Source organism: Haloterrigena salina JCM 13891, assembly GCF_000337495.1.
GTDB lineage: Archaea > Halobacteriota > Halobacteria > Halobacteriales > Natrialbaceae > Haloterrigena > Haloterrigena salina.
The window spans coordinates 41,357-59,750 of the sequence record NZ_AOIS01000005.1 but is presented as its reverse complement, the minus strand read 5'-3'; the positions used below and the strand labels follow the sequence as shown (position 1 = coordinate 59,750).

The following is an 18,394-nucleotide window of genomic DNA, read 5'->3' as shown; positions in this document are numbered from 1 at the left end:
ACGTTCAAGATGATCAACTCTGTACGCGCCGCATCCGACGCGAGCGAACTGACCGCGAACGAGTGCTATCGATTACTCGCGGACGAGCGACGCAGAATGACGCTCGACGTGCTCGCGGGGCGAAACGATCCTATCGACCTCGCCGAGTTGGCAGTCGGGATCGCGGCACGGGAAGACGGCGTGAACGATGTAGACAAATCGGCCGTGACGAGCGTGGCCCGCTCGCTCCACCACGTTCACCTCCCGAAACTCTCCGATCACGGCATGATAGAGTATAATTCGGACGCGAACCGCATCGAATCGTGTCCGCACCGACTCGACGGACTGTTTTCGGACGGCGAGTAACGACGTTCGGTTCCGCGCAGGAGCGAGTTCGCTCGATCGACGTCGCCGGTGGTATCGAGCGCGTGGATAGACGTCCGAACGGCGTTCGGCGACGGCAACGATCGGACGACGATACCGTCGGCGGCGAGGCGCTCGATTCCGCGACCGGCAGTCGCGTTCCGTGGGTCCGCGTGACCGCGCTGAAACGGGCGAGTTTGGCATCGGCGATGGTCTCGACGAATCGCTCGAGATCGATTCGACCGGCGTCGGTCTCGACGACGCGAACGCCGACGACTCCCACTCGAAACGCTGCCACGGGAGGACGCCGGTCGGATGCTCGAGATCCGTCCGGACGACGACGTCGCCTCCTGTAGAGCGGAATATCCGCCCGGAGTTCGGTCGGCGTCACCGCCGTACTCGGTTGCATATGCTCTCCAACGAAGCCAGAAGATGATGACGATCTTGCACATGCTATGAAATGCTGATGCTGGCCACCATGACCGATCGATTCGCACCGATAGCGGGAGATCTGAAACGGACGAGTGCGCGTACTACGAATTGGGCTCGGGACAGCGACACTCGTGACCCTGAGAAGAGCGACCGATGACGAAGGCGTGGATTTCGCTGGCGAGTGTATACATCGCTTGGGCCCGTTCCGCTGAGGCGAGTCCGTCCTGATAGTACGTTTTCGCTCGATGGTTGCGCCAGAGATCGGCGAGATCCTCGGCCGCGGGTTCCGAAAAAATGCCGACTGCAGCCGCCTCTCGGTACACGCCCGGATGTGTTCCGGGGAGATCATCCGGTTCCATCGTGCCGCGCTCGAGGAGTCGGAACTCGACTGTCCGTTCAATCGCAACGAACGAGGCTTCGATGACGAGCGTATAGTACGCAGCGTCGTGCAGGGCTTCGGCGCCGGCGAGCAACCGACAGGCCTTCCGCAACTGGAGGAGCGCCGCGTCCTCCACGTCGAGTCCGGGTCCGACGTCCGCCGGTCGCCGGTCGAACGCCGCCTGTGCGTTGCCGATGAGCTGTTCGATTCGCGTGCTACTCATCGGTGATCACCGCCTTGCGGATGGAGTGGAGTCGTTCACTGCCGTCCACCGTCACGCCCTCCGTGAAGATTTTACGGAGCTTCGGACCCGCCCGCCGCGCACTCTCCGCGGATTCGACGTACGGTTCGAACTCGAATCGATCGCCGTCGAATCGTCGTTCACTGAGATCGGCGACAGTATCTGCCACGGCGCGTCGCGCACTCGTCCGATCGCCGTCGACGACGACGAACAGATCGATGTCGCTCCGTCGATCCGCTTCGCCTCGAGCGACGCTTCCGAACACGACGATGCCGAGAACGTCTTCGATGGCGTCAGTCTCGCGAACTGCTTCTCGGATGCGGGTTACGAAGGCTCGAATCGGTTCGTGGAACTCCGATTGCTCGATCGCAAGTATCGAATCGTCTTTCTGGAGCCGATCCGGGTCGATCGAGACGTAGTTTCGTTGCGGAGTTTCTCGAATTCGAACGGCACCGATACTCTCGAGGAGGTCGACCCCCGCCAAACCGTCGGTCGAGTGACGCCCGTCGCGTCGACGAGGTCGGAGATCGTAAACTCGGTCTCGTGGGCATCCGCGAGCAGTCGGAGGATATCGTCCGCGGCTCCGATTCGGAAAACGTCGGTCTCCGCACCCGGATAGGCGTTGATGCAGACCGTTATATCTCGTCCCGCCATTTCAGACACTGTCTGATCTTGTGCAACGACAGTTAAATAACTGGCAGCAGCAGTCGCTGGAGCGACATCGAACACCGTATGACCGTCTTTCGGGAAGCCGCCAGCGGCAACTATGCCAGTTAATCGATATGAGGTCGTCGCACGACATCGGGTTTCTCGTCGCGATTTTGATCATCTCCTATCGACGGTGTTTCTGGCGTCCCTACAGACCGCCCGGAGCTGAGCGAGCTCCCGACGAGTAACGGCGCTCGCCGGTGAACGCCGGTGCCCAGCAGCGACTGACGAGCGACCGGTCTCGACGGCCGGACTGGGACGAGATTCGGAAGTGATTTTCGTTGTGGCCCCAATACTGTACACGATGACATTGCCTATCGACCCTGCCCAGATCGACCCGGACGATATCGGTGCGAAACAGACGACCCTCGAGATGGACCACGAGGAGGCGATCGAACGCGTCCGCGAGGTGTTCACCGACGCGGGGTTCGGCGTTCCCGTCGAGTTCTCCCCCTCGGAGTTGCTCAACGAGAAGGTCGACAGAGAGGCGCGAAGCGCCTCAAGCAGTCGGACGCAGTCCGACGACGCCGACCGCGACCCCTACTACGTGCTCGGTGCGTGTAACCCGGCGGTGGCCGACCGAGCGCTCGATGCCACTGACGGGAAACTCGGTGCGCTGTTCCCGTGTAACGTCGTCGTCTGGGAGGAAGAGCCCGGTCGACAGCGCGTCTACCACGTCTCGATCATGCGAATCGCGCGACTCGTCGGGATGGCACCTGACGACGACGAGATGGCGGACATCGTCGCGGAGACCGGCGAACTCGTCGATAACGCATTCGAGGAACTGTAACCGTGGGCTACCACACGTTCGACGCAGAGCGAGCGGACGAACTGGAACGGGCCGGACGGCGATACCGCTTCGTGTCGGCCGAAGAACTGCTGTGGGCGCTCTCGCTCTCGCCGGACGACACCGTCGCCGACCTCGGCAGCGGCACCGGCTTCTTCACCGACGACGTCGCGCCCCACCCCGGCGCGGTCCACGCGGTCGACGTTCAGGAGGCGATGCACGAGCACTACCGAGAGAAGGGCGTCCCGGAGAACGTCACCCTCGCGACCAGCGACGTGAGCGACCTCCCGTTCGACGACGACGCGCTCGACGCCGCGTTCTCGACGATGACCTACCACGAGTTCGCGAGCGACGACGCGCTCGCGGAGATTCGACGAGTCCTCGCGCCCGACGGTCGACTCGTCGTCGTCGACTGGGCGTCGACCGGCTCCGGCGAGGACGGACCGCCGGTCGACGAGCGATACAGCGCCGACGAGGCTGTGACCGCCCTTCGCGACGCCGGGTTCGACATCGAACACGAGGCCGTCCGACCGGAGACCTTCCTGCTGATCGCCACGCTCGAGTGAGAACGCAAGCGATCCGCGCAGGAGCGGCTTCCGGACGGTCCCGAGGTCACGTTTCGCAGACGCGGACCGAGACCGATATGCGCTGGCATGCCCCTCATTTTTCATCGCAGTCGTGGACGGTTCTGTGATGGACGATAACGAGCGACCCGTCCCGCGACGGCAGGCGCTGCGCGTCGGTGGCGCGACGCTGTTCGGACTCGCGGGACTACCGAAGGGGACCGGAATCGGAGCGGCCGCACTCGAGCGGACCGCACAGGAGAACGAGGACGACGAGGCTGGAGACGACGGCGGCGGACTCGAAGAAACGCTGGTCGCCTCGAGCGGAGAGGCCGACATCGGAGTGGACGAGAGCACCGAGACGTGGGTGTACGACGAGCAGTTCCCCGGCCCGGAACTCCGGGTCGACGAGGGGGAGACGCTGCGCGTGTCGCTCAAGAACCAATTACCCGAGGGGACGACGATTCACTGGCACGGCGTTCCCGTTCCGAATCCGATGGACGGCGTTCCGGACGTCACGCAGGACCCCGTCTCGTCCGACGGGACGTTCGAGTACGAGTACGAGGCGTCACCGGCGGGCACGTACGTCTACCACAGCCACGTCGGGCTGCAACTCGACAGGGGACTCTACGGGCCGTTGATCGTTGAGGAGGAGTCACCGCACGTCGAGTACGACCGCGAGTACACGCTACAGTTCGACGATTACCTCGCGGAGGAGCCGGCGCTGGACTCGATCGAAGCCCCGCCAGGCGGCGGTGACAGAATGGGGCCTGGCGGCGGACCAGAGGGAGATGGCGACGGGATGGGCCCCGGTGGTGACGGGATGGGGCCCGGCGGTGAAGGTGGTGGTGGCCCAGGCAACGGTCGCGGTCCCGGCGGCGACGGCATGGGTCCCGGCGGTAACGGCATGGGTCCCGGTGGCGGACCTGGCGGAGACGGCAATGGAATGGGACCTAATGACGGACCTGGCGGAGACGGCGACGGCATGGGACCGGGTAGTCAGATGATGAGTCAGCGACCGCCGTACGAGGGACTGCTCGTCAACGGCCGCCCCCCGTCGGAACCGCCGGTGTTCGAGGTCGAAGAGGGCGAGCGCGTTCGGCTGCGATTCATCAATCCGAGTAGCACCACGACCTATCGCGTCGGCGTCGGCGGACACTCGTTGACCGTCACGCACGCCGACGGCCGACCGGTCGAACCCGTCGACGTGGACTCGTTCGTGATGAGCATGGGCGAGCGCTACGACGCGATCCTCGAGGCCGACTCGCCCGGCGAGTGGGCCGTCGTCGCCGAACCCGTCGTCGGCGATGAGGACCCTGCGGAGGCGAGACTGCGCTACGAAACTGCCGACGATGGCTCCGCCGAACGGCCGGGGTTCGACGGTCGAGAACTCGAGTACGGCGACCTCGCGGTGCTCGAGCCGCTGGAACTCGACGGGGAGCCGGACCGGACGTTCGACCTCACCCTGTCGGGCGGGATGATGGGCGGCGCCGACGCTGACGCGTGGACCATCGACGGCGAGGTGTACCCGGACGCCGACCCGTTCGAGATCAGCGAGGGCGACCACGTCCGCGTGCGGATGGTGAACCGCAGTCCGGCGATCCACCCGATGCACCTCCACGGCCACTTCTTTCAGGTCGGCGACGCGGTCAAGGACACCGTCCTCGTCGCGCCTCACGGCGATCAGGTGACGTTCGACTTCCGCGCGGACAACCCCGGCGACTGGCTGTTCCACTGTCACAACGTCTACCACCTCGAGCGGGGGATGGCTCGCGTGTTCGAGTACGACTGAGCGGGCCCGACGGTGGGTTTCGGAGCGCGGTCACCGGACGACAATCGCGATCACGTCGGCCGATCGTCCGTCGCGCGCTCGTCTCGAGCGCCGGCGACCGACCGTCCGTCGAGCCGGATCACGGCGTAGCCGCCGACGATGAAAAGCGCGCCCGAAAGGAGGAAGGCGACGTCCCAGAGGAGGACGCTCCCCGGCCCGGCCGGCCAGACGTGGTGAATCCCGAGGATCTGATGGTTAACGAGCCCCTCGAGAAGGTTGAAGACGCCCCAGCCGAGGATCGTCGGCCCGAGGAGCGCTCGTCCCGAGGGCGGAACGTCCGACCGTCGCCACGCGCGAACCAAGAGGACGATCCCCGCGATCGTGAAGAGGTAGGTGCCGACGTGGAAGAGGCCGTCGGCGACCACGTTCAGCCGCAGATCGCTGAGAACGGTCGGATCCGTCCGGGCTGACAGCATGTGGTGCCACTGCAGGATCTGGTGGAGGACGATCCCGTCGAAGAAGCCGCCTAGACCGATCCCGAGGACGATACCCGCTCGAACGAGCGGTTTCACTCGTTCGTGTAACCCGAACCACGTCTCTCCGTCACTGGCCATATCGAATGATCACGGTTGAGGGAAAAGCGTGCACTGCTGTCTGCTGCAAGCGTGATCCGGACCGCACGAAATGAGGCCCACCTGAAACCGGAACCGCTGGGTCGGTTCGCCCTAGCTGGCCATGTTGCGGCACGACTCCGCACACTCCGGCAGGACGTCCGCACACACCCGACAGTGCTCGTGATCGAACTGCTCGCACTCCTCGGCGCACGCCTCGCACGCCTCGGCACAGACCGCCGCAGGTCGCCGTGATAATCCGAGTCGCGAGCCATCAGTCGCGCGTGCAGCGTCGCCAGATCCGCCACGTCGCGGCAGAGCCGAATGCACTCGGCCATCTCCTCGCCGTGGTCGGCGCAGGCGTCCACACACCACTCGCAGGCCTGTGCGGCCTCGAGACAGTTGTCGATGCACTCGTGCATTTCCTCGTCCGCGTGTGCAAGGTCTTGTAATGTTATTACAATATTATTCCCGTTACGCGATTCGACTAAGGTCGCGCATGCCGCCGCGAGTCGCCGGCCCGGAGCAGTCCCTCACGCGTCCTCGATCCGTTCGAGCGCCTCCTCGAAGCGTTCCAGCGGCTGTGCGCCGACGAGCGATCCGGCGGCCTCGGACTCCGGATCGAAGACGACGAACGTCGGCGTGCCCGACACGCCGAGTTCGGTCGCCCGATCCGCATCGAACTCGACCGCGTCCTCGAGTTCCGATCGTCGGTCCTCGAGACACGACTCGAGGGCGTCCGCGTCGACGGCGTCGACCGAACGGGTGTACTCGAGGAGGTTCTCGGCCGAGGCCCATCCCGAATTCTTCCCTCCCTGTTTCTCGAATATCGTCGCGTGCCAGTCCCAGTAGGCGGACGGCTCGTCGTCGCGGACTCGATCCCAGATGCACTTGCTGGCGACCGCAGCGGTCATCGAGTCCGCGCCGAAATACGGCAACGTAATCAATACGATGCGAACGTCGCCGGGGCCGACGTAGTTCCGGACCAGATCGGGGAGCGTTTCGCGTTCGAACCGCTCGCAGAACGGACACTGGAAGTCCGTCCAGTAGTAGATCTCGATCGGCGCCTCGGGCGATCCCATGATCGGCTTTCCGGCGAGGTCGACGCCGAACGCGGACGTCTCGTCGCTCGAGTGAAACGACGGGGAGAGGTCGTGAGCCGCGTCGTCGGATCGCGAGAGATAGTAGGCGCCGCCGGCACCGACTGTCACGACCGAGCCGGCGAGGAAGGCGCGACGGGATGGCTGATCGAGTGCCATTGATCGAATTCGTTATCACGTTCACACCGCCGGGCCAAAACCGGTCCGTGGATTTGCTGGGTCAGCAAAACGGCGACGAACGGCGTCGCTACGAGTCGACGACCTCGAGCGTCCAGTCGCCGTCGGCCTCGACGTCGAGCCAGACGACCCCGCCCGCCTTGTACGACCGCGAGTTGTCGAACGACCCGGTCCGGTGGACGAGTATCTCGCGACTGCCGTCGGCGCCGTGGCCGTCGACGACGAACTGCCCGTCGCCGTCGTGGGTCGCGACGACCCTAACGTCGCCCTCGGTCCACAGTGGCCCGACGAACGCCGATCCCGTCCCGGACGCCTGTACGGGGAGGTCGGCGAGGTCGTCGGCCCGGACCGCCGGCTGGGAGAGTTCGATCGACCACGCGTCGTCGGCGTCGACCTCGAGTCCGTACGTTCCTCCCTCGACGGCCATGATCGACTCGCCGGTGGCGTTCTCCGCCGTCGTCAGCAGGTTCTCGCTGCGGCCGCTTCCGTCGACGCCGGTCACGTCGACGGCGATCGCCGACCCGTCGTGAGAGACGTTCGCGACGAGGACGCCGCCGTCGAGGCCGACCGTCTGCGAGTCGGTCGATCCGGATCCCTCGAACGCGTGGGACTGGCCCGCCTCGAGGACGACGCCGCTCGGACGCTTCGGGCTCGTCGTCTCGTTCTCGCCGTCGGCACGCTCGAAATCCCCGTCGACGAGATCGGAGGGCGTGACGACGTCGAGCCCGCGGTGCTCGAGGTGGTCGAGGAGCAGTCCGAAGTCGTCCAGCGACATCCGGTTCTCGTCGACGCCCACGTCGGCCTCGTCGACGATCCGCGGAACGCGCACGACGGTCAGCAGGCCGTACTGATCGGAGAGGTTGGCGTAGCGGCGAACGCCGGTGTGGAGCGCGGGCCCCCAGATGTACGGAATCATGTGCATCTCGGTCGGCGGCACGCCGGTCGTCCCGGAGCTGTACAGGAACGCCGATTCGTGGACGTCACGGGCGACGTCGTAGGTCTCCGCGTCCATCCGTCCGTCCGGAACGAACAGGTGGCGTGCTCCGTCCTCGAAGCCCTCGCTCGCGAGCGCGTCTCGAGCGTGCTCGAGAACCTGCCGCTGGCGATCCGCGGGCTGTTCCGGAAGTGGCGTCGATACCTGCGGGAGCGAGCAGACGTCCCATCCGCGGTCACGGAGGTCCCGGAGTTCGTCGAGTCCCATCCGTCCCGCCTCGCCGATCCGCTCGGGGGAGACCGGAACCGCCGCCGCCCAGTCGCGCTCCGCGAGCATTTCGGCCGCGACGTCGTAATGGGACTCGTGCCCGCCGTAGAAGGCGAGAATCACCGCGCCGTTGGCGGCCGACTCGGTTCGGCGGAGGTCGTCGACCAGCAACTTAGTCGGTCCGCCGTCCGGTCCGTCCGCGGTAATATTGAGACCGGTGACGTTCGATAGGTCCGGATCTTCCCCCGGCTTCTGCTGGTAGCCACAGTCCATTCGGAACCAGCCGTCGTACCCGTCCGGGACGATTCGAATACCGGTGAGGCGCTCGCTCCGCGTCGGTGCGAGGAACTCGACGATGATTCGATCGGCGGATTCCGGTTTGACCGCCAGCGAGGCGTCCCAGCCCTCGAAATCGATTCCGTCATCGAACCGGATCTCTAGGCCGGCCGTCGCCTCGTCGCTCTCGATGACCGCCGCTTGCGATCCGAGTCGCGCCTCGTCAGGAGCGGCCGAGAGTTCGCCGGTTCGGGGGGACCACTCGTCGAGATCCTCGAAGTCAGAGAGTCCCTGCCCCGCCTCGATAGCGGGCCAGTGCGAGGGGTCGGAAGCCATCTCCCGCTCGCCGACTCCATTGCCGTTCGCTTCGGATTCGCCGTCCGATAGCGCGTCCATACAGCCAGCGAGAGTAGTCGATGCGGCACCGAGTGCGGCGAGCATTCGCCGCCGAGACGGACCGTCGTTTGCGTCACGTTCGTGAGCCATTGTCGATAGGTTACTCATCGTTACGTTCTCTCCGATAGCGTAAACGGAACCGGTGATTTGCTGACCCAGCAAATCGGAGCCGAAAATTTCAGTCAGTCCTGCATCAGTGCAGATAGATGTTCACGCGCGATTCGGTCAATGGGCACCTGACGAACCTCTCCGAAGCGGTCTCGTACCCGTTCGAGACGTGGCGAGGGACGATTGGACTCGTCGTCGTTGCATTCGCCACCTACGTCCTCCTGATCCTGAGTACGATGCCGGAGTTCTCGCTCCAGATGCTCGGCGACGGCCTCCACTGGTTCGAGTACGTCGTCGTCTCGCTCACGGAGACGGTGTACCGCACCGACGGCTGGACGGGATTTACGGTCATCGTCCTCTACGCCCTGCTCTCGGGCATCGCGATCGTCAACGCCGTCGCCCAACTGCGGATCGTCGGTCTCTCGAGTCTCACCGACCTCTCCGGCGTCGTGCCCGGGCTCCTCGCGTCGGGTTGTGCGAGCTGCGGTGCCGGCCTCCTCGGTTTTCTCGGGTTCGCCGGGGGTCTCTCGGCACTGCCGTACGACGGCGCGTCGCTTCGTTTCGGCGGTCTCCTGTTGTTACTGTTCTTCCTCGGACGGGCGGGCCATCCCGAACGGTGTGCGATCGCGACGGAGGGAGCGAAATGACGGTACAGGACTTCCTCCGATCGATCCGATCGGACCGGCGAGCGATGGCGTGGGGAACGGCCGCCGGAATCGGCGTGTTCCTGCTGTTCGGACTCGTCACCGGGCTCGTCCCGAACCCGCTTTACGTTCGGATGGTCCCGCGGACGCCCATCGACTATCTGTTTCTGGTGCTGACCGCGCTGCTGGCTGGGGTCTACACCGCACAGCGGTTGGCGACAGAGGTAGTCGAATCCGATTGCATGGACACCGACAGGAGCGAAACCGGCGACTCACGGAGCGAGGATCGCTGGGTACTCGGCGGTCTCGTCGGTGGGTTCCTAGCGGTCGGCTGTCCGATCTGTAATGTCATTCTGCTCGCGCTGTTCAGTTCGTCCGCGCTCATGACGTACTTCGATCCGTTACGACCCGCTCTCGGGGCGCTCTCCGTGGCGCTTCTTACGGGGTTGATATACGTTCGCCACAGTCGGTCGTGTCCGACTTGCGCAACGTGATGGGTTCCACCGCCGGTCACCATCGAAACGATCATACTATTGTATAGATGATCCATATTATCGCAATATTTAGCGAGCTACCGCTGCAAGCCAATGATTGACCGACAACCCGTCGAGACACTCATCATCGATCCGAACAGTGAGGACGTTCGGCTCCTTCTCGACGCACTCGAGGACGAAACGAACGCGAACACCGTTTCGACCGCTGCCAGCGGCGCCGAAGCGCTCGAGTTCGTTCGGCAGTGTGACTCAGATCCCGACCGTTCCCGTCCGAACCTCGTGGTGCTCGATATCGACCTCCCGGAGATGGACTGGCGAACGCTTCTCGAGAAGTTCGATGCCGACCCCGGGTGGACGGGCGTTCCCGTCGTCGTCTTCACTGCAGTGGACGAGCGAAAATCTATCGCACAGTCGTACGCGAATCACGCAAACGCGTATGTCCGGAAGCCGGACGATCGAGACAGGTTCGTCGACGTCGTCCGCACACTCGGGAAGTTCTGGTTCGACGTCGCCTGGGTACCGCCGAGAGACGAACCGAACGACAAACGCTAGTAGTATGGCTCCCTGAGAGGGATACAAGACAGTAACGGTGATTTGCTGGGTCGGCGAATCGTGGCCTATTTGCCGCTGAACGCCGGGGGTTATCGTGTGCAACACGGTGGCTCCTCGGACTCGGCGGAAATCTTCCAGATCCTCGCGGACGAATACACACGGAAGATCCTCCTCGCCGCTGATCGAGACGGACCGAAGACCGCGAAAACGCTCAGCGAGGAGTGTGACGCCTCGCTCACGACGGTCTACCGCCGTGTGTCGACGCTCCAGGAACACGACCTCCTCGAGGAACGCAGAACCATCGACTCGGACGGCTCCCATCGAAGCGAGTTTCAGACGGCGCTCGAGGAGCTCCACGTCGACATCACCGACGGCCAACTCTCGCTGACAGTCGAGACCCGCGACGAGCTCGCGGACAACTTCACGTCGCTCTGGAGCGGTCTCCGAGGTGAGGACTGATGGAGGCATCGTTCCTGATCGCCAAACTGATCACGCTGGTCCTGAGCCTCGCGATCGCGTATCTCGCGTATCACGGCTACCGCCGGAGCGGACAGAAGCCGATGCTGTACGTCTCCAGCGGGTTCGTCTTCATCGGCGCCGGCGCGATCTGTGAGGGACTCATCTACCAGCTGTTCGGGACGACCATCGCGTCCGCCGCCCTCGTGCAGGCGGTCATCGTCTCGAGCGGGATGGTGCTCGTCCTCATTTCGTTGACGAAGTGATTCCGCGGCCCCTCGAGCGCACCGCCGTCCCGTTTTTCCCTCCGCTGGTACTTTTTCCGACTCGGGGAATCGCCGTACAGGGTTTACGATCGCCACCGAAATGTCGACCCATGAACCGGCGTCTGTATCTCCGATCGATCGCCGCCTCGAGTATCGGTGTCGCTGCGGGCTGTCTGGATACTCTCTCGAGCGGTGACGAGGGTGCGAACAACAGCGACGGTAGTGAGCGGGAGCGCATCGACGGGGCGGTCCTCGAGCCGCCGGAACGGGATTTGAGCGAGGCGTCCCATCCGAGTTACGGCGACGAATTTCCGGCAGTCGAACTCCCCAACCCGCTGAACGGCGAGACGGTCTCGACCGACCAGTTCGAGAACGATCGGACTGTTCTGATGACCTTCTTCTACACGTCGTGTCCCGACGGCGTCTGCCCTGCGCTCCTGCTGCGGTTGCGACGAGCACAGGAAGTCGCGGCCGAAGGGGGGTACGGCGACGACGCCGCGTTCCTCGCGATGACGTTCGACCCCGAGCGGGACACCGAAGACGTGCTCCGAACGTACGCTGGCGAACAAGGCGTCGATCACGACGCTGAAAACTGGCACTTCCTGCGACCGGAGCGATACGAGACGGCCGAAGGGATCGTCACCGAGCAGTTCGGACTGCCCCTCGAGAAACGCGACGCCGACGAGTACGAGAACCTCGAGTACATGTTCCCCCATTACAGTTATATCTTCCTCGTCAACGAGCGCGGACTCGTCGAACGCGTCTATCCCGACGGCGCCACCGTCGCGACGTCGAAGTTGGTCGACGACTTCGAAACGGTGGTGACCGCGTGAATGCGGCGACGGGACGTCCTCGCCGGCGTCGGCAGTCTGAGCGTCGTTGGGGGTGCAGGTGTGCTCGCGATTCGCGGCCCGCCGTCAGCCGACGGAACCGGCGACTCGGAGGAGCCGAGTGGTTCGGAATCGAAGACTCCCGATCCAGTCGCGATCGAGACGGTCGACGCACCGGGAAGCGAGGCCGGAGAGGTCCGCGTACCGACGACGTCGCGGGCGACATTCATCGACTTCTTCGGCACGTGGTGTCCGCCGTGTATCGAGCAGATGCCCGCCCTCGCCGAGGCCAACGACCGACTCGGCGACGACGTGCTGTTCCTCTCGGTCACGAGCGAGGCGGTCGGCTCGTCCGTGACGGAGGACGAACTGGTCGATTGGTGGACCGAACACGGCGGGAGCTGGCTCCTCGGACTCGACCCGACCGCCGAACTGACCGCGCGGTACCTCGCCGGCGGCTACCCCTCCGCCGTCGCGATCGACGCGGACGGACACGTCCAGTGGTCCGATTCCGGCGTCAAGACCGCCGACGAACTCGCGGCGGGGATCGAACGAGCGCTCGAGACGGAGGCCGACGCGTGATCGAGGCGACGGACCTGTCGACGGTCGGCTTCGCAGTCATCGCCGGCGTCGCGACCTTCTTCAGCCCCTGCGCGTATCCGCTGTTGCCGGGATACGTCGGGTTCTACGTGAGTCGAACGGACAGGGATGACGCGTCGCTCGTCGGTGCGACTCTCCGGGGCATCGTCGCCGGTATTGGCGTTCTGGGGACGTTCGCGGCCCTCATCGGCGTGACGTTCTGGCTCGGTCGGTCGGCGCTGTCGAATTTCACGATCTTCGAATCGCTCGTCGGCGGACTGCTGGTGGTCTTCGGCGCTCTCGTCGTCGCCGGTCGCGCTCCTTCGCTGTCGATTCCGCTTCCGAAGCGACGCTCGAGCGTCCTCGGGTTCGGGATCTTCGGTGCGGGATACGCGCTCGCGGGAGCCGGGTGCGTCGCACCGGTCTTCCTCGCGGTCGTCGCCCGCGCGCTGTCACTCCCACACGACGCAGCGGCGCTCGTTCTGGTGACCTACGTCGGCAGCGTGGTGGTCTTGATGGTCGCGATGACGGTCGCAACCGGGATGGGACTGGTCGCGAGCGCGGGCCGGTTCGCGGCGTACTCGGAGCGGCTGAAGCGACTCGCGGGCGCCATCATGATCGTCGCAGGGATCGGCCAACTCTACCTGGCGCTGGTCGTCTATTGATCAGAAGAACAGCGCCGGCACGGTGTTCCGGAAGATATTGAGCGAGATGACGAACAGGAGCCCGACGACGAACCGGTTGAACGTCCGCTCGTCGAACTCGAGGCGCCGGAGATACGTGCCCAGCAGGAGGCCGACGATCGTGACGACGGCGATCGCCGAACCGAGCCAGAGCCGGTAGGTCGTGAGCAGGTCGGTGAACAGCGCCATCTGGACGATCCGAACCGTGAAAATCGTCCCGAGTACCATCGACAGCCCGCCGATGTAGCGCTCGGCGTCCCGCTCGAAGGTGTGGAAGTACGCCGGCAATAGCGGCCCGAGGTTCGCGAAGGCGAGCAGGAAGCCCTGGGAGAAGCCGGCCGTACCGAGAGCGAACGGGTGGTGGGCCTCCTCGACCGTGACGAAATTCTGGACGGCCTGAAAGGCGACGTAGCCCAGAAGGACGAGGCCGATGACGAACGAGACGACCGGTCCGACGCTGAACGTCGCCAGCGCCGCGACGCCGATGACGGTCCCGACGATAGCGAGCACCAGCAGCGCCCACTCCTCGCGAACGAACGACCGCCCGGTACCGGTCTCGGCGATCTGGAACATGTTGAGCATCCACGGCGGAATCGCCAGGACGACGACGGCGACGGTCGGATCGATCACCGACGCGAAGATCGGCGTCATGATGAGCGAGTAGCCGAACCCGGTCATTCCCTTGACGGCGCCGGCGACGATCGCCACCAGGACCAGCCCGGCGAGCAAGCCGACCGAGAGGTCGGACTGGACGCCCTGCTCGACGTTCTCGAATCCAGGAAAGAACGCGATCGAGGCGACGAGAACGGTCAGCGCCGCGCCGACCATCGTCACTTCGCGATAGCGGAACTCGAGGAGGTTAGTCAGGAACTGTTCGACGTCGACTCTGGATTCGGGGGCACTCATACTAGTTCGAAGACGAGGGAAGACAACACGAAGTCGAAGTTGTTAGCCTCTCGGTGGCCCGAACGTATTCCACTGTGCAATACGGCGAGAATCATTCCGGTTCGAGTCATCGATCGTTCGCTAAAGCGGCGAAGCGGACACACTCGAGCGTACTCTCGGGGTCGTATCGCGAGATCTGACCGTCACAGATAGAAGCAATATATTCCGCGGGTACGCGATCGGCAGAACGCTATCGTCGACCGACCGTTGTTCGCCGATCGACGCAGTAGTGTTGTACGATATCCACACAACACTAAAATGCGTCCGGCCCATAACACCGGTAATGACTGAACCGACAGCTTCGGAGCCCACCGACGACGGCCGGCCGGTGCAAAAACCCGTCCAGTTGAACGACGTAGCCGACTACGAGGTCCTGCTCGAGGAACACGACCTCGTTCTGCTCGAGTTCGTCACGTCCGGATGCGGAATCTGCGCGTCGATGGAACCGGTACTCGGCGCAGTCGCACGCAGCGCGCCGGGTGCCGTGGCGACGGTGAACGCTGGCCTCGTCCTGGCCCTTACCGCCGAATTCGGCGTCCAGCGCGTCCCGACGCTCGTCGTCCTGAAAGACGGTGAGGAAGTCGCTCGCCTCGACGACGGCTTCCAGAGTGCCGACACGATCGTCGACCTGCTCGAAACGCACGCAGCGCACTAAATCTGCGCTAACCGACCTCGAGGAGCGGTTTCGCTACTGCTCCGGGATCGGAGTTGATCCGTCGCTCTCCTCGAACGAGAGCTCCGAGTCCCGATCCGCTTTCGACGTTCTCTTTTCGATCACGAAGTCCTCGAGGACGAGCACGTCGAGCCCCATCCCGTAGAAATCCTTGATGGCCTGCGTCGGCGTCCGGACGATCGGTTCGGCGTGATCGTTGAACGAGGTGTTCAGCACGACCGGCACGCCGGTGATGTCGGCGAACTCGGAGATGAGCCGGTGATAGCGCTGGTGCTGGTCCTCGCGGACGGTCTGCGGGCGCGTCGAGTCGTCGGCCGGATGTAGGACTGCCTCGAGGTCGTCCGTCTTCTCGGGTCGGATGTCGTAAGCGTCGATCATGAACGGCGCCGGACCGCCGTCGATGAGGTACTCCTCGGCGGCCGACTCGAGCATCGATGGCGCGAACGGGCGCCACTCCTCGCGGTGTTTGACGAACCGATTCACTCGATCGCGAGACGCGGCGGTGCGGGGATCGGCGAGAATGCTTCTGGCACCCAGCGCCCGCGGCCCCAGTTCCATCCGTCCCTGGAACCAGCCGACGAGATCGCCGTCCGCGAGCCGTTCGGCGACGTACCGCTCGAGGCCGTCCGGCTCCGCGTACGCGAGCTTGTTCGTCTCGAGGATCGATCGGATCGCCGCCGTGTCGTACTCGGGCCCGAGGTAGACGTCGGTCTGGCGGTCGACGGCCGACGGCGGCTGCTGGGACCAGCCCGCGCCGAGCGCGAGGCCCGCATCGTGGGCGACCGGCTGGACGAAGACGTCGTCGACCAGCGGCGACTCGCGCACGCGCTTGTTCAGCTTGCAGTTCAGTGCGACGCCGCCAGCGATCGCGACGTTGTCCGTCCCCGTCTGTTCGATGGCCGTCTCCGCGATAGCTACGACCGTCTCCTCGAGCAGTTTCTGGGCGGTGTGTGCGAGGTCTTTCTCCCACTGATCGAACTCGCCGGGCGTCTCGGTACGCGGACGGTCGAACGCGTCCTCGAGCACCTCGACGCCGTGGTCGGTCCCCCACCGTTTCGTCAGCGCGGTGACGTCGTAATCGGCGCCGGTGTCGATCAGGTCGCGCAGCACGCCTTCGATTTCCGGGTTGTCGTTTCCGTACGGGGCGAGTCCCATCACTTTCCCCTCCCCGTTGAACATCCGGTAGCCGAGATACTCCGTCACGATCGCGAAGAAGAGACCGAGACTGTTCGGATGTTCGTAGGTGTAGGCGCGCGTCAATCCGTCCCCGTCAGCGTGCCAAACAACCGTCGAGTCGTACTCGCCTTTCGCGTCGATCGTGAGGACGACGCCCTCGTCGAATCCCGACGGGTGGAACGCGCTCGCGGCGTGACAGCGGTGGTGAGGGATCGTCTCGATCGGCGGCACCGGCGCGCCGATGGACTCGAGGCGGTTCTCGATCTGTCGAGTCGGGACGAACCGACTCCGAGCCTGCGTGACGAGCGTCTCCTCGAGCGCGGAGAGTTTCCGTGCGCCGCCGGGTGCTCGGATCGCGTCGGTGACGTAGTGCGAGGCGATTTTGCCCCGGAGCCGCGGCTCGTACGGGAGGAGGATTCGATCGACGTTCGGGAGCGTCAGATCGCGGTGGTCGAGACAGGCTCGAATCGCGCGCTCCGGAAAGGTGTTCGTCGCGTGTTTCTCCCGCGCGTATCGCTCTTCCTCGACGCCGAAGACCGGCGTGCCGTCTTCGAAGAGGACAGCGCTCGGATCGTGCTGGCCGTAGAGTCCGATTGCGGGTTTGAACGCGAGTCGATAGTCAGTCATGGCTCGTGAAAGTAACCGTACTCTACCCGAACTCAGACGACAGCAAAACGGCAGTGACGATTTGCTGGGTCAGCAAATCGTCGAATATATCGCCGTGCGGACGACGGGCCCCTCCGGACAACAGCGCCCCATCGCCGCTACGCACCTAAAACCGTGCGTATCGGCCGGATATCCTCGACGACGCTCGGCGTGGCTGCCTGGAACCACTCGAGCGAGCGCGTTCCGGTCTCGGATCCGATGAGAAGCGCTGAGTCGCCGAGTGAATGTCGTTCTCGTACGCCTCGTCGGAAGCCCCGCGAGTTGGGGCAGGCGAGGACGTCACACGAGCGTGACTGGTGCCATCGCCACGACACCCGCACCGAACCCGACGAGCAACTCTCGACGACCCTTGTTCGGGAGGTCCGCGCCGGTCTCGAGCGCCTCGGGAATGAACTCCGTCGCGACCAGATAGACCATCGCGCCGGCGGCGAATCCGAAACCGAACGGCAGGAACGCCTCGGCCCACGAGACGAACACGAACGCGATGACCGCGCCGATCGGCTGGGGAAGGCTCGAGAAGACCGCCGCACCGACCATCCGCCAGTTGGACAGCCCCATCGTCCGCATCGGAATGGCGATGGCGGTTCCCTCCGGAACGTTGTGGATCGAGATGGCGATCGTCATGAACACCGCGAGCAGCGGGATCGAAAATCCGAGTATCGAGACGCCGCCCTCGAGTCCGAGTTCGGCGAACGAGACGCCGACCGCCACGCCCTCGGGGAAGCTGTGGACCGTTAGAATGCCGAGGATGAGGACGAGTTTCTTTAGGTCTCCCTCGGCGAACGCCGTCGCCTCGATCGGCGCATCCCCGTGACCGTGTCCGTGACCGGCGCCGTTCGCCCGGACCTCGCTCGAGTCCGCCGCCTCGAGGTCGGGTCCGTGTTCGTCGTTGCGGGCTCGTTCGCGGTCGTGCTCGTGGTCCCCGTTCCCGTGGAGGTCAACCCCGTCGAGGACCCTGTCGGAGAGTTCAACCAGCGCGACGCCCGCGAGCAGACCGCCGACCATTAGCGCCGGAACCCCGCCCGAAGCGTACGCGAGTCCCTCGTCGACGAGACCGAACACGGAGACCGTCACCATGATTCCCGACGCGACCCCCCACAGCCCAACGTTCCAGCGGTCGCTGAAGTCGTCGACGAAGAAGAACGGCAACGCGCCGATTCCCGTCGCTAACGCGGTGATAAAGCCCGCGACGAATACGACGACGAGGTTTTCCGCGAGTGCCATATGCGACGTATGAACGCGGCGACAAAGAGTTTTTCTAAAATAACAAATTTATTTAGGCTATCCTAAAATAGAGTGGCGAAACGGTCTAGCAGTGGTCGCCTCCGGTCCGTTGTT

The 18,394-nt window shown here is 64.5% G+C and carries 20 protein-coding genes and 3 pseudogenes; 13 read left to right on the top strand and 10 right to left on the bottom strand.

All coding sequences use genetic code 11. The features are described 5' to 3' along the window. The first annotated feature begins 9 nt into the window (after nucleotides 1-9). A complete protein-coding gene (locus C477_RS00860; protein ID WP_049914079.1) occupies nucleotides 10-345 on the top strand; it encodes a DUF7344 domain-containing protein in 336 nt (111 codons plus the stop codon). 136 nt (nucleotides 346-481) lie between these two features. Here C477_RS00860 and C477_RS24410 read toward each other — a convergent pair. From C477_RS24410 to C477_RS00845, 3 genes and pseudogenes are all read right to left on the bottom strand, one after another. Continuing rightward, a pseudogene (locus C477_RS24410) lies at nucleotides 482-690 on the bottom strand (aminotransferase class V-fold PLP-dependent enzyme); the annotation flags it as partial. 185 nt (nucleotides 691-875) lie between these two features. Then, nucleotides 876-1,376 (bottom strand): hypothetical protein, encoded by a 501-nt coding sequence (locus C477_RS00850; protein ID WP_008892527.1) that lies wholly within the window; start codon nucleotides 1,374-1,376, stop codon nucleotides 876-878. Beyond that, nucleotides 1,369-2,048 (bottom strand): annotated as a pseudogene (locus tag C477_RS00845) (nucleotidyltransferase domain-containing protein). The gene C477_RS00850 and the pseudogene C477_RS00845 overlap by 8 nt, the downstream one beginning before the upstream one ends. Before the next feature lie 358 nt (nucleotides 2,049-2,406). Here C477_RS00845 and C477_RS00840 point away from each other — a divergent pair. The 3 genes from C477_RS00840 (at nucleotide 2,407) to C477_RS00830 (ending at nucleotide 5,244) form a co-directional block, all read left to right on the top strand. Continuing rightward, a complete protein-coding gene (locus tag C477_RS00840) occupies nucleotides 2,407-2,892 on the top strand; it encodes a DUF302 domain-containing protein (RefSeq protein ID WP_008892525.1) in 486 nt (161 codons plus the stop codon). A gap of 2 nt (nucleotides 2,893-2,894) precedes the next feature. Then, complete coding sequence (locus C477_RS00835) at nucleotides 2,895-3,455, top strand: class I SAM-dependent methyltransferase (RefSeq protein ID WP_008892524.1); 561 nt, start codon at nucleotides 2,895-2,897, stop codon at nucleotides 3,453-3,455. Nucleotides 3,456-3,582: 127 nt separating this feature from the next. Next, a complete protein-coding gene (locus C477_RS00830) occupies nucleotides 3,583-5,244 on the top strand; it encodes a multicopper oxidase family protein (protein WP_008892523.1) in 1,662 nt (553 codons plus the stop codon). A gap of 50 nt (nucleotides 5,245-5,294) precedes the next feature. Here C477_RS00830 and C477_RS00825 read toward each other — a convergent pair whose 3' ends face one another. The 4 genes and pseudogenes from C477_RS00825 to C477_RS00815 all read right to left on the bottom strand — a co-directional run bounded on the left by C477_RS00825 (nucleotide 5,295) and on the right by C477_RS00815 (nucleotide 8,984). Next, the gene (locus C477_RS00825) at nucleotides 5,295-5,837 is read right to left on the bottom strand and encodes a DUF2243 domain-containing protein (protein WP_008892522.1); all 543 of its coding nucleotides are present in this window, start codon (nucleotides 5,835-5,837) and stop codon (nucleotides 5,295-5,297) included. Between the two features lie 111 nt (nucleotides 5,838-5,948). Beyond that, nucleotides 5,949-6,256 (bottom strand): annotated as a pseudogene (locus C477_RS24405) (four-helix bundle copper-binding protein). Nucleotides 6,257-6,367: 111 nt separating this feature from the next. Then, on the bottom strand, nucleotides 6,368-7,093 hold the full coding sequence (locus tag C477_RS00820; protein WP_008892520.1) for a DsbA family protein: 726 nt from the start codon (nucleotides 7,091-7,093) through the stop codon (nucleotides 6,368-6,370). An 88-nt stretch (nucleotides 7,094-7,181) separates the two neighbouring features. Next, a complete protein-coding gene (locus tag C477_RS00815; RefSeq protein WP_008892519.1) occupies nucleotides 7,182-8,984 on the bottom strand; it encodes a polysaccharide deacetylase family protein in 1,803 nt (600 codons plus the stop codon). 206 nt (nucleotides 8,985-9,190) lie between these two features. Here C477_RS00815 and C477_RS00810 point away from each other — a divergent pair, with 206 nt between their 5' ends. From C477_RS00810 to C477_RS00775, 8 genes are all read left to right on the top strand, one after another. Next, nucleotides 9,191-9,739, top strand: coding sequence for a hypothetical protein (locus tag C477_RS00810; RefSeq protein ID WP_008892518.1), 549 nt, complete (start codon nucleotides 9,191-9,193; stop codon nucleotides 9,737-9,739). Then, on the top strand, nucleotides 9,736-10,230 hold the full coding sequence (locus tag C477_RS00805) for a hypothetical protein (protein ID WP_008892517.1): 495 nt from the start codon (nucleotides 9,736-9,738) through the stop codon (nucleotides 10,228-10,230). The genes C477_RS00810 and C477_RS00805 overlap by 4 nt, the downstream gene beginning before the upstream one ends. A gap of 93 nt (nucleotides 10,231-10,323) precedes the next feature. Next, nucleotides 10,324-10,782 (top strand): response regulator, encoded by a 459-nt coding sequence (locus C477_RS00800; RefSeq protein ID WP_008892516.1) that lies wholly within the window; start codon nucleotides 10,324-10,326, stop codon nucleotides 10,780-10,782. A 96-nt stretch (nucleotides 10,783-10,878) separates the two neighbouring features. Then, nucleotides 10,879-11,241 carry a winged helix-turn-helix domain-containing protein gene (locus tag C477_RS00795; RefSeq protein WP_008892515.1) on the top strand — a complete coding sequence of 121 codons (363 nt, stop codon included), beginning with the start codon at nucleotides 10,879-10,881 and terminating at the stop codon, nucleotides 11,239-11,241. Continuing rightward, a complete protein-coding gene (locus tag C477_RS00790; protein WP_008892514.1) occupies nucleotides 11,241-11,504 on the top strand; it encodes a DUF7521 family protein in 264 nt (87 codons plus the stop codon). Before C477_RS00795 ends, C477_RS00790 begins: the two co-directional genes overlap by 1 nt. A 110-nt stretch (nucleotides 11,505-11,614) precedes the next feature. Next, complete coding sequence (locus tag C477_RS00785; protein WP_008892513.1) at nucleotides 11,615-12,337, top strand: SCO family protein; 723 nt, start codon at nucleotides 11,615-11,617, stop codon at nucleotides 12,335-12,337. Further along, complete coding sequence (locus tag C477_RS00780; protein ID WP_008892512.1) at nucleotides 12,338-12,916, top strand: TlpA family protein disulfide reductase; 579 nt, start codon at nucleotides 12,338-12,340, stop codon at nucleotides 12,914-12,916. It begins immediately after the preceding gene. After that, nucleotides 12,913-13,578, top strand: coding sequence for a cytochrome c biogenesis CcdA family protein (locus C477_RS00775; RefSeq protein ID WP_008892511.1), 666 nt, complete (start codon nucleotides 12,913-12,915; stop codon nucleotides 13,576-13,578). The genes C477_RS00780 and C477_RS00775 overlap by 4 nt, the downstream gene beginning before the upstream one ends. Here the strand turns inward: C477_RS00775 and C477_RS00770 are convergent, their stop codons facing one another. Beyond that, a complete protein-coding gene (locus C477_RS00770) occupies nucleotides 13,579-14,502 on the bottom strand; it encodes a sulfite exporter TauE/SafE family protein (RefSeq protein ID WP_008892510.1) in 924 nt (307 codons plus the stop codon). A 322-nt stretch (nucleotides 14,503-14,824) separates the two neighbouring features. Here C477_RS00770 and C477_RS00765 point away from each other — a divergent pair, with 322 nt between their 5' ends. Then, the gene (locus C477_RS00765; RefSeq protein WP_008892509.1) at nucleotides 14,825-15,196 is read left to right on the top strand and encodes a thioredoxin family protein; all 372 of its coding nucleotides are present in this window, start codon (nucleotides 14,825-14,827) and stop codon (nucleotides 15,194-15,196) included. Between the two features lie 33 nt (nucleotides 15,197-15,229). Here C477_RS00765 and C477_RS00760 read toward each other — a convergent pair whose 3' ends face one another. Both C477_RS00760 and C477_RS00755 read right to left on the bottom strand, forming a co-directional pair. Then, nucleotides 15,230-17,017 carry a carbamoyltransferase family protein gene (locus C477_RS00760; protein ID WP_008892508.1) on the bottom strand — a complete coding sequence of 596 codons (1,788 nt, stop codon included), beginning with the start codon at nucleotides 17,015-17,017 and terminating at the stop codon, nucleotides 15,230-15,232. Nucleotides 17,018-17,335: 318 nt separating this feature from the next. Next, nucleotides 17,336-18,280, bottom strand: a complete 945-nt coding sequence (locus C477_RS00755; RefSeq protein ID WP_008892507.1) for a ZIP family metal transporter — start codon at nucleotides 18,278-18,280, stop codon at nucleotides 17,336-17,338. Nucleotides 18,281-18,394 lie beyond the last annotated feature (114 nt).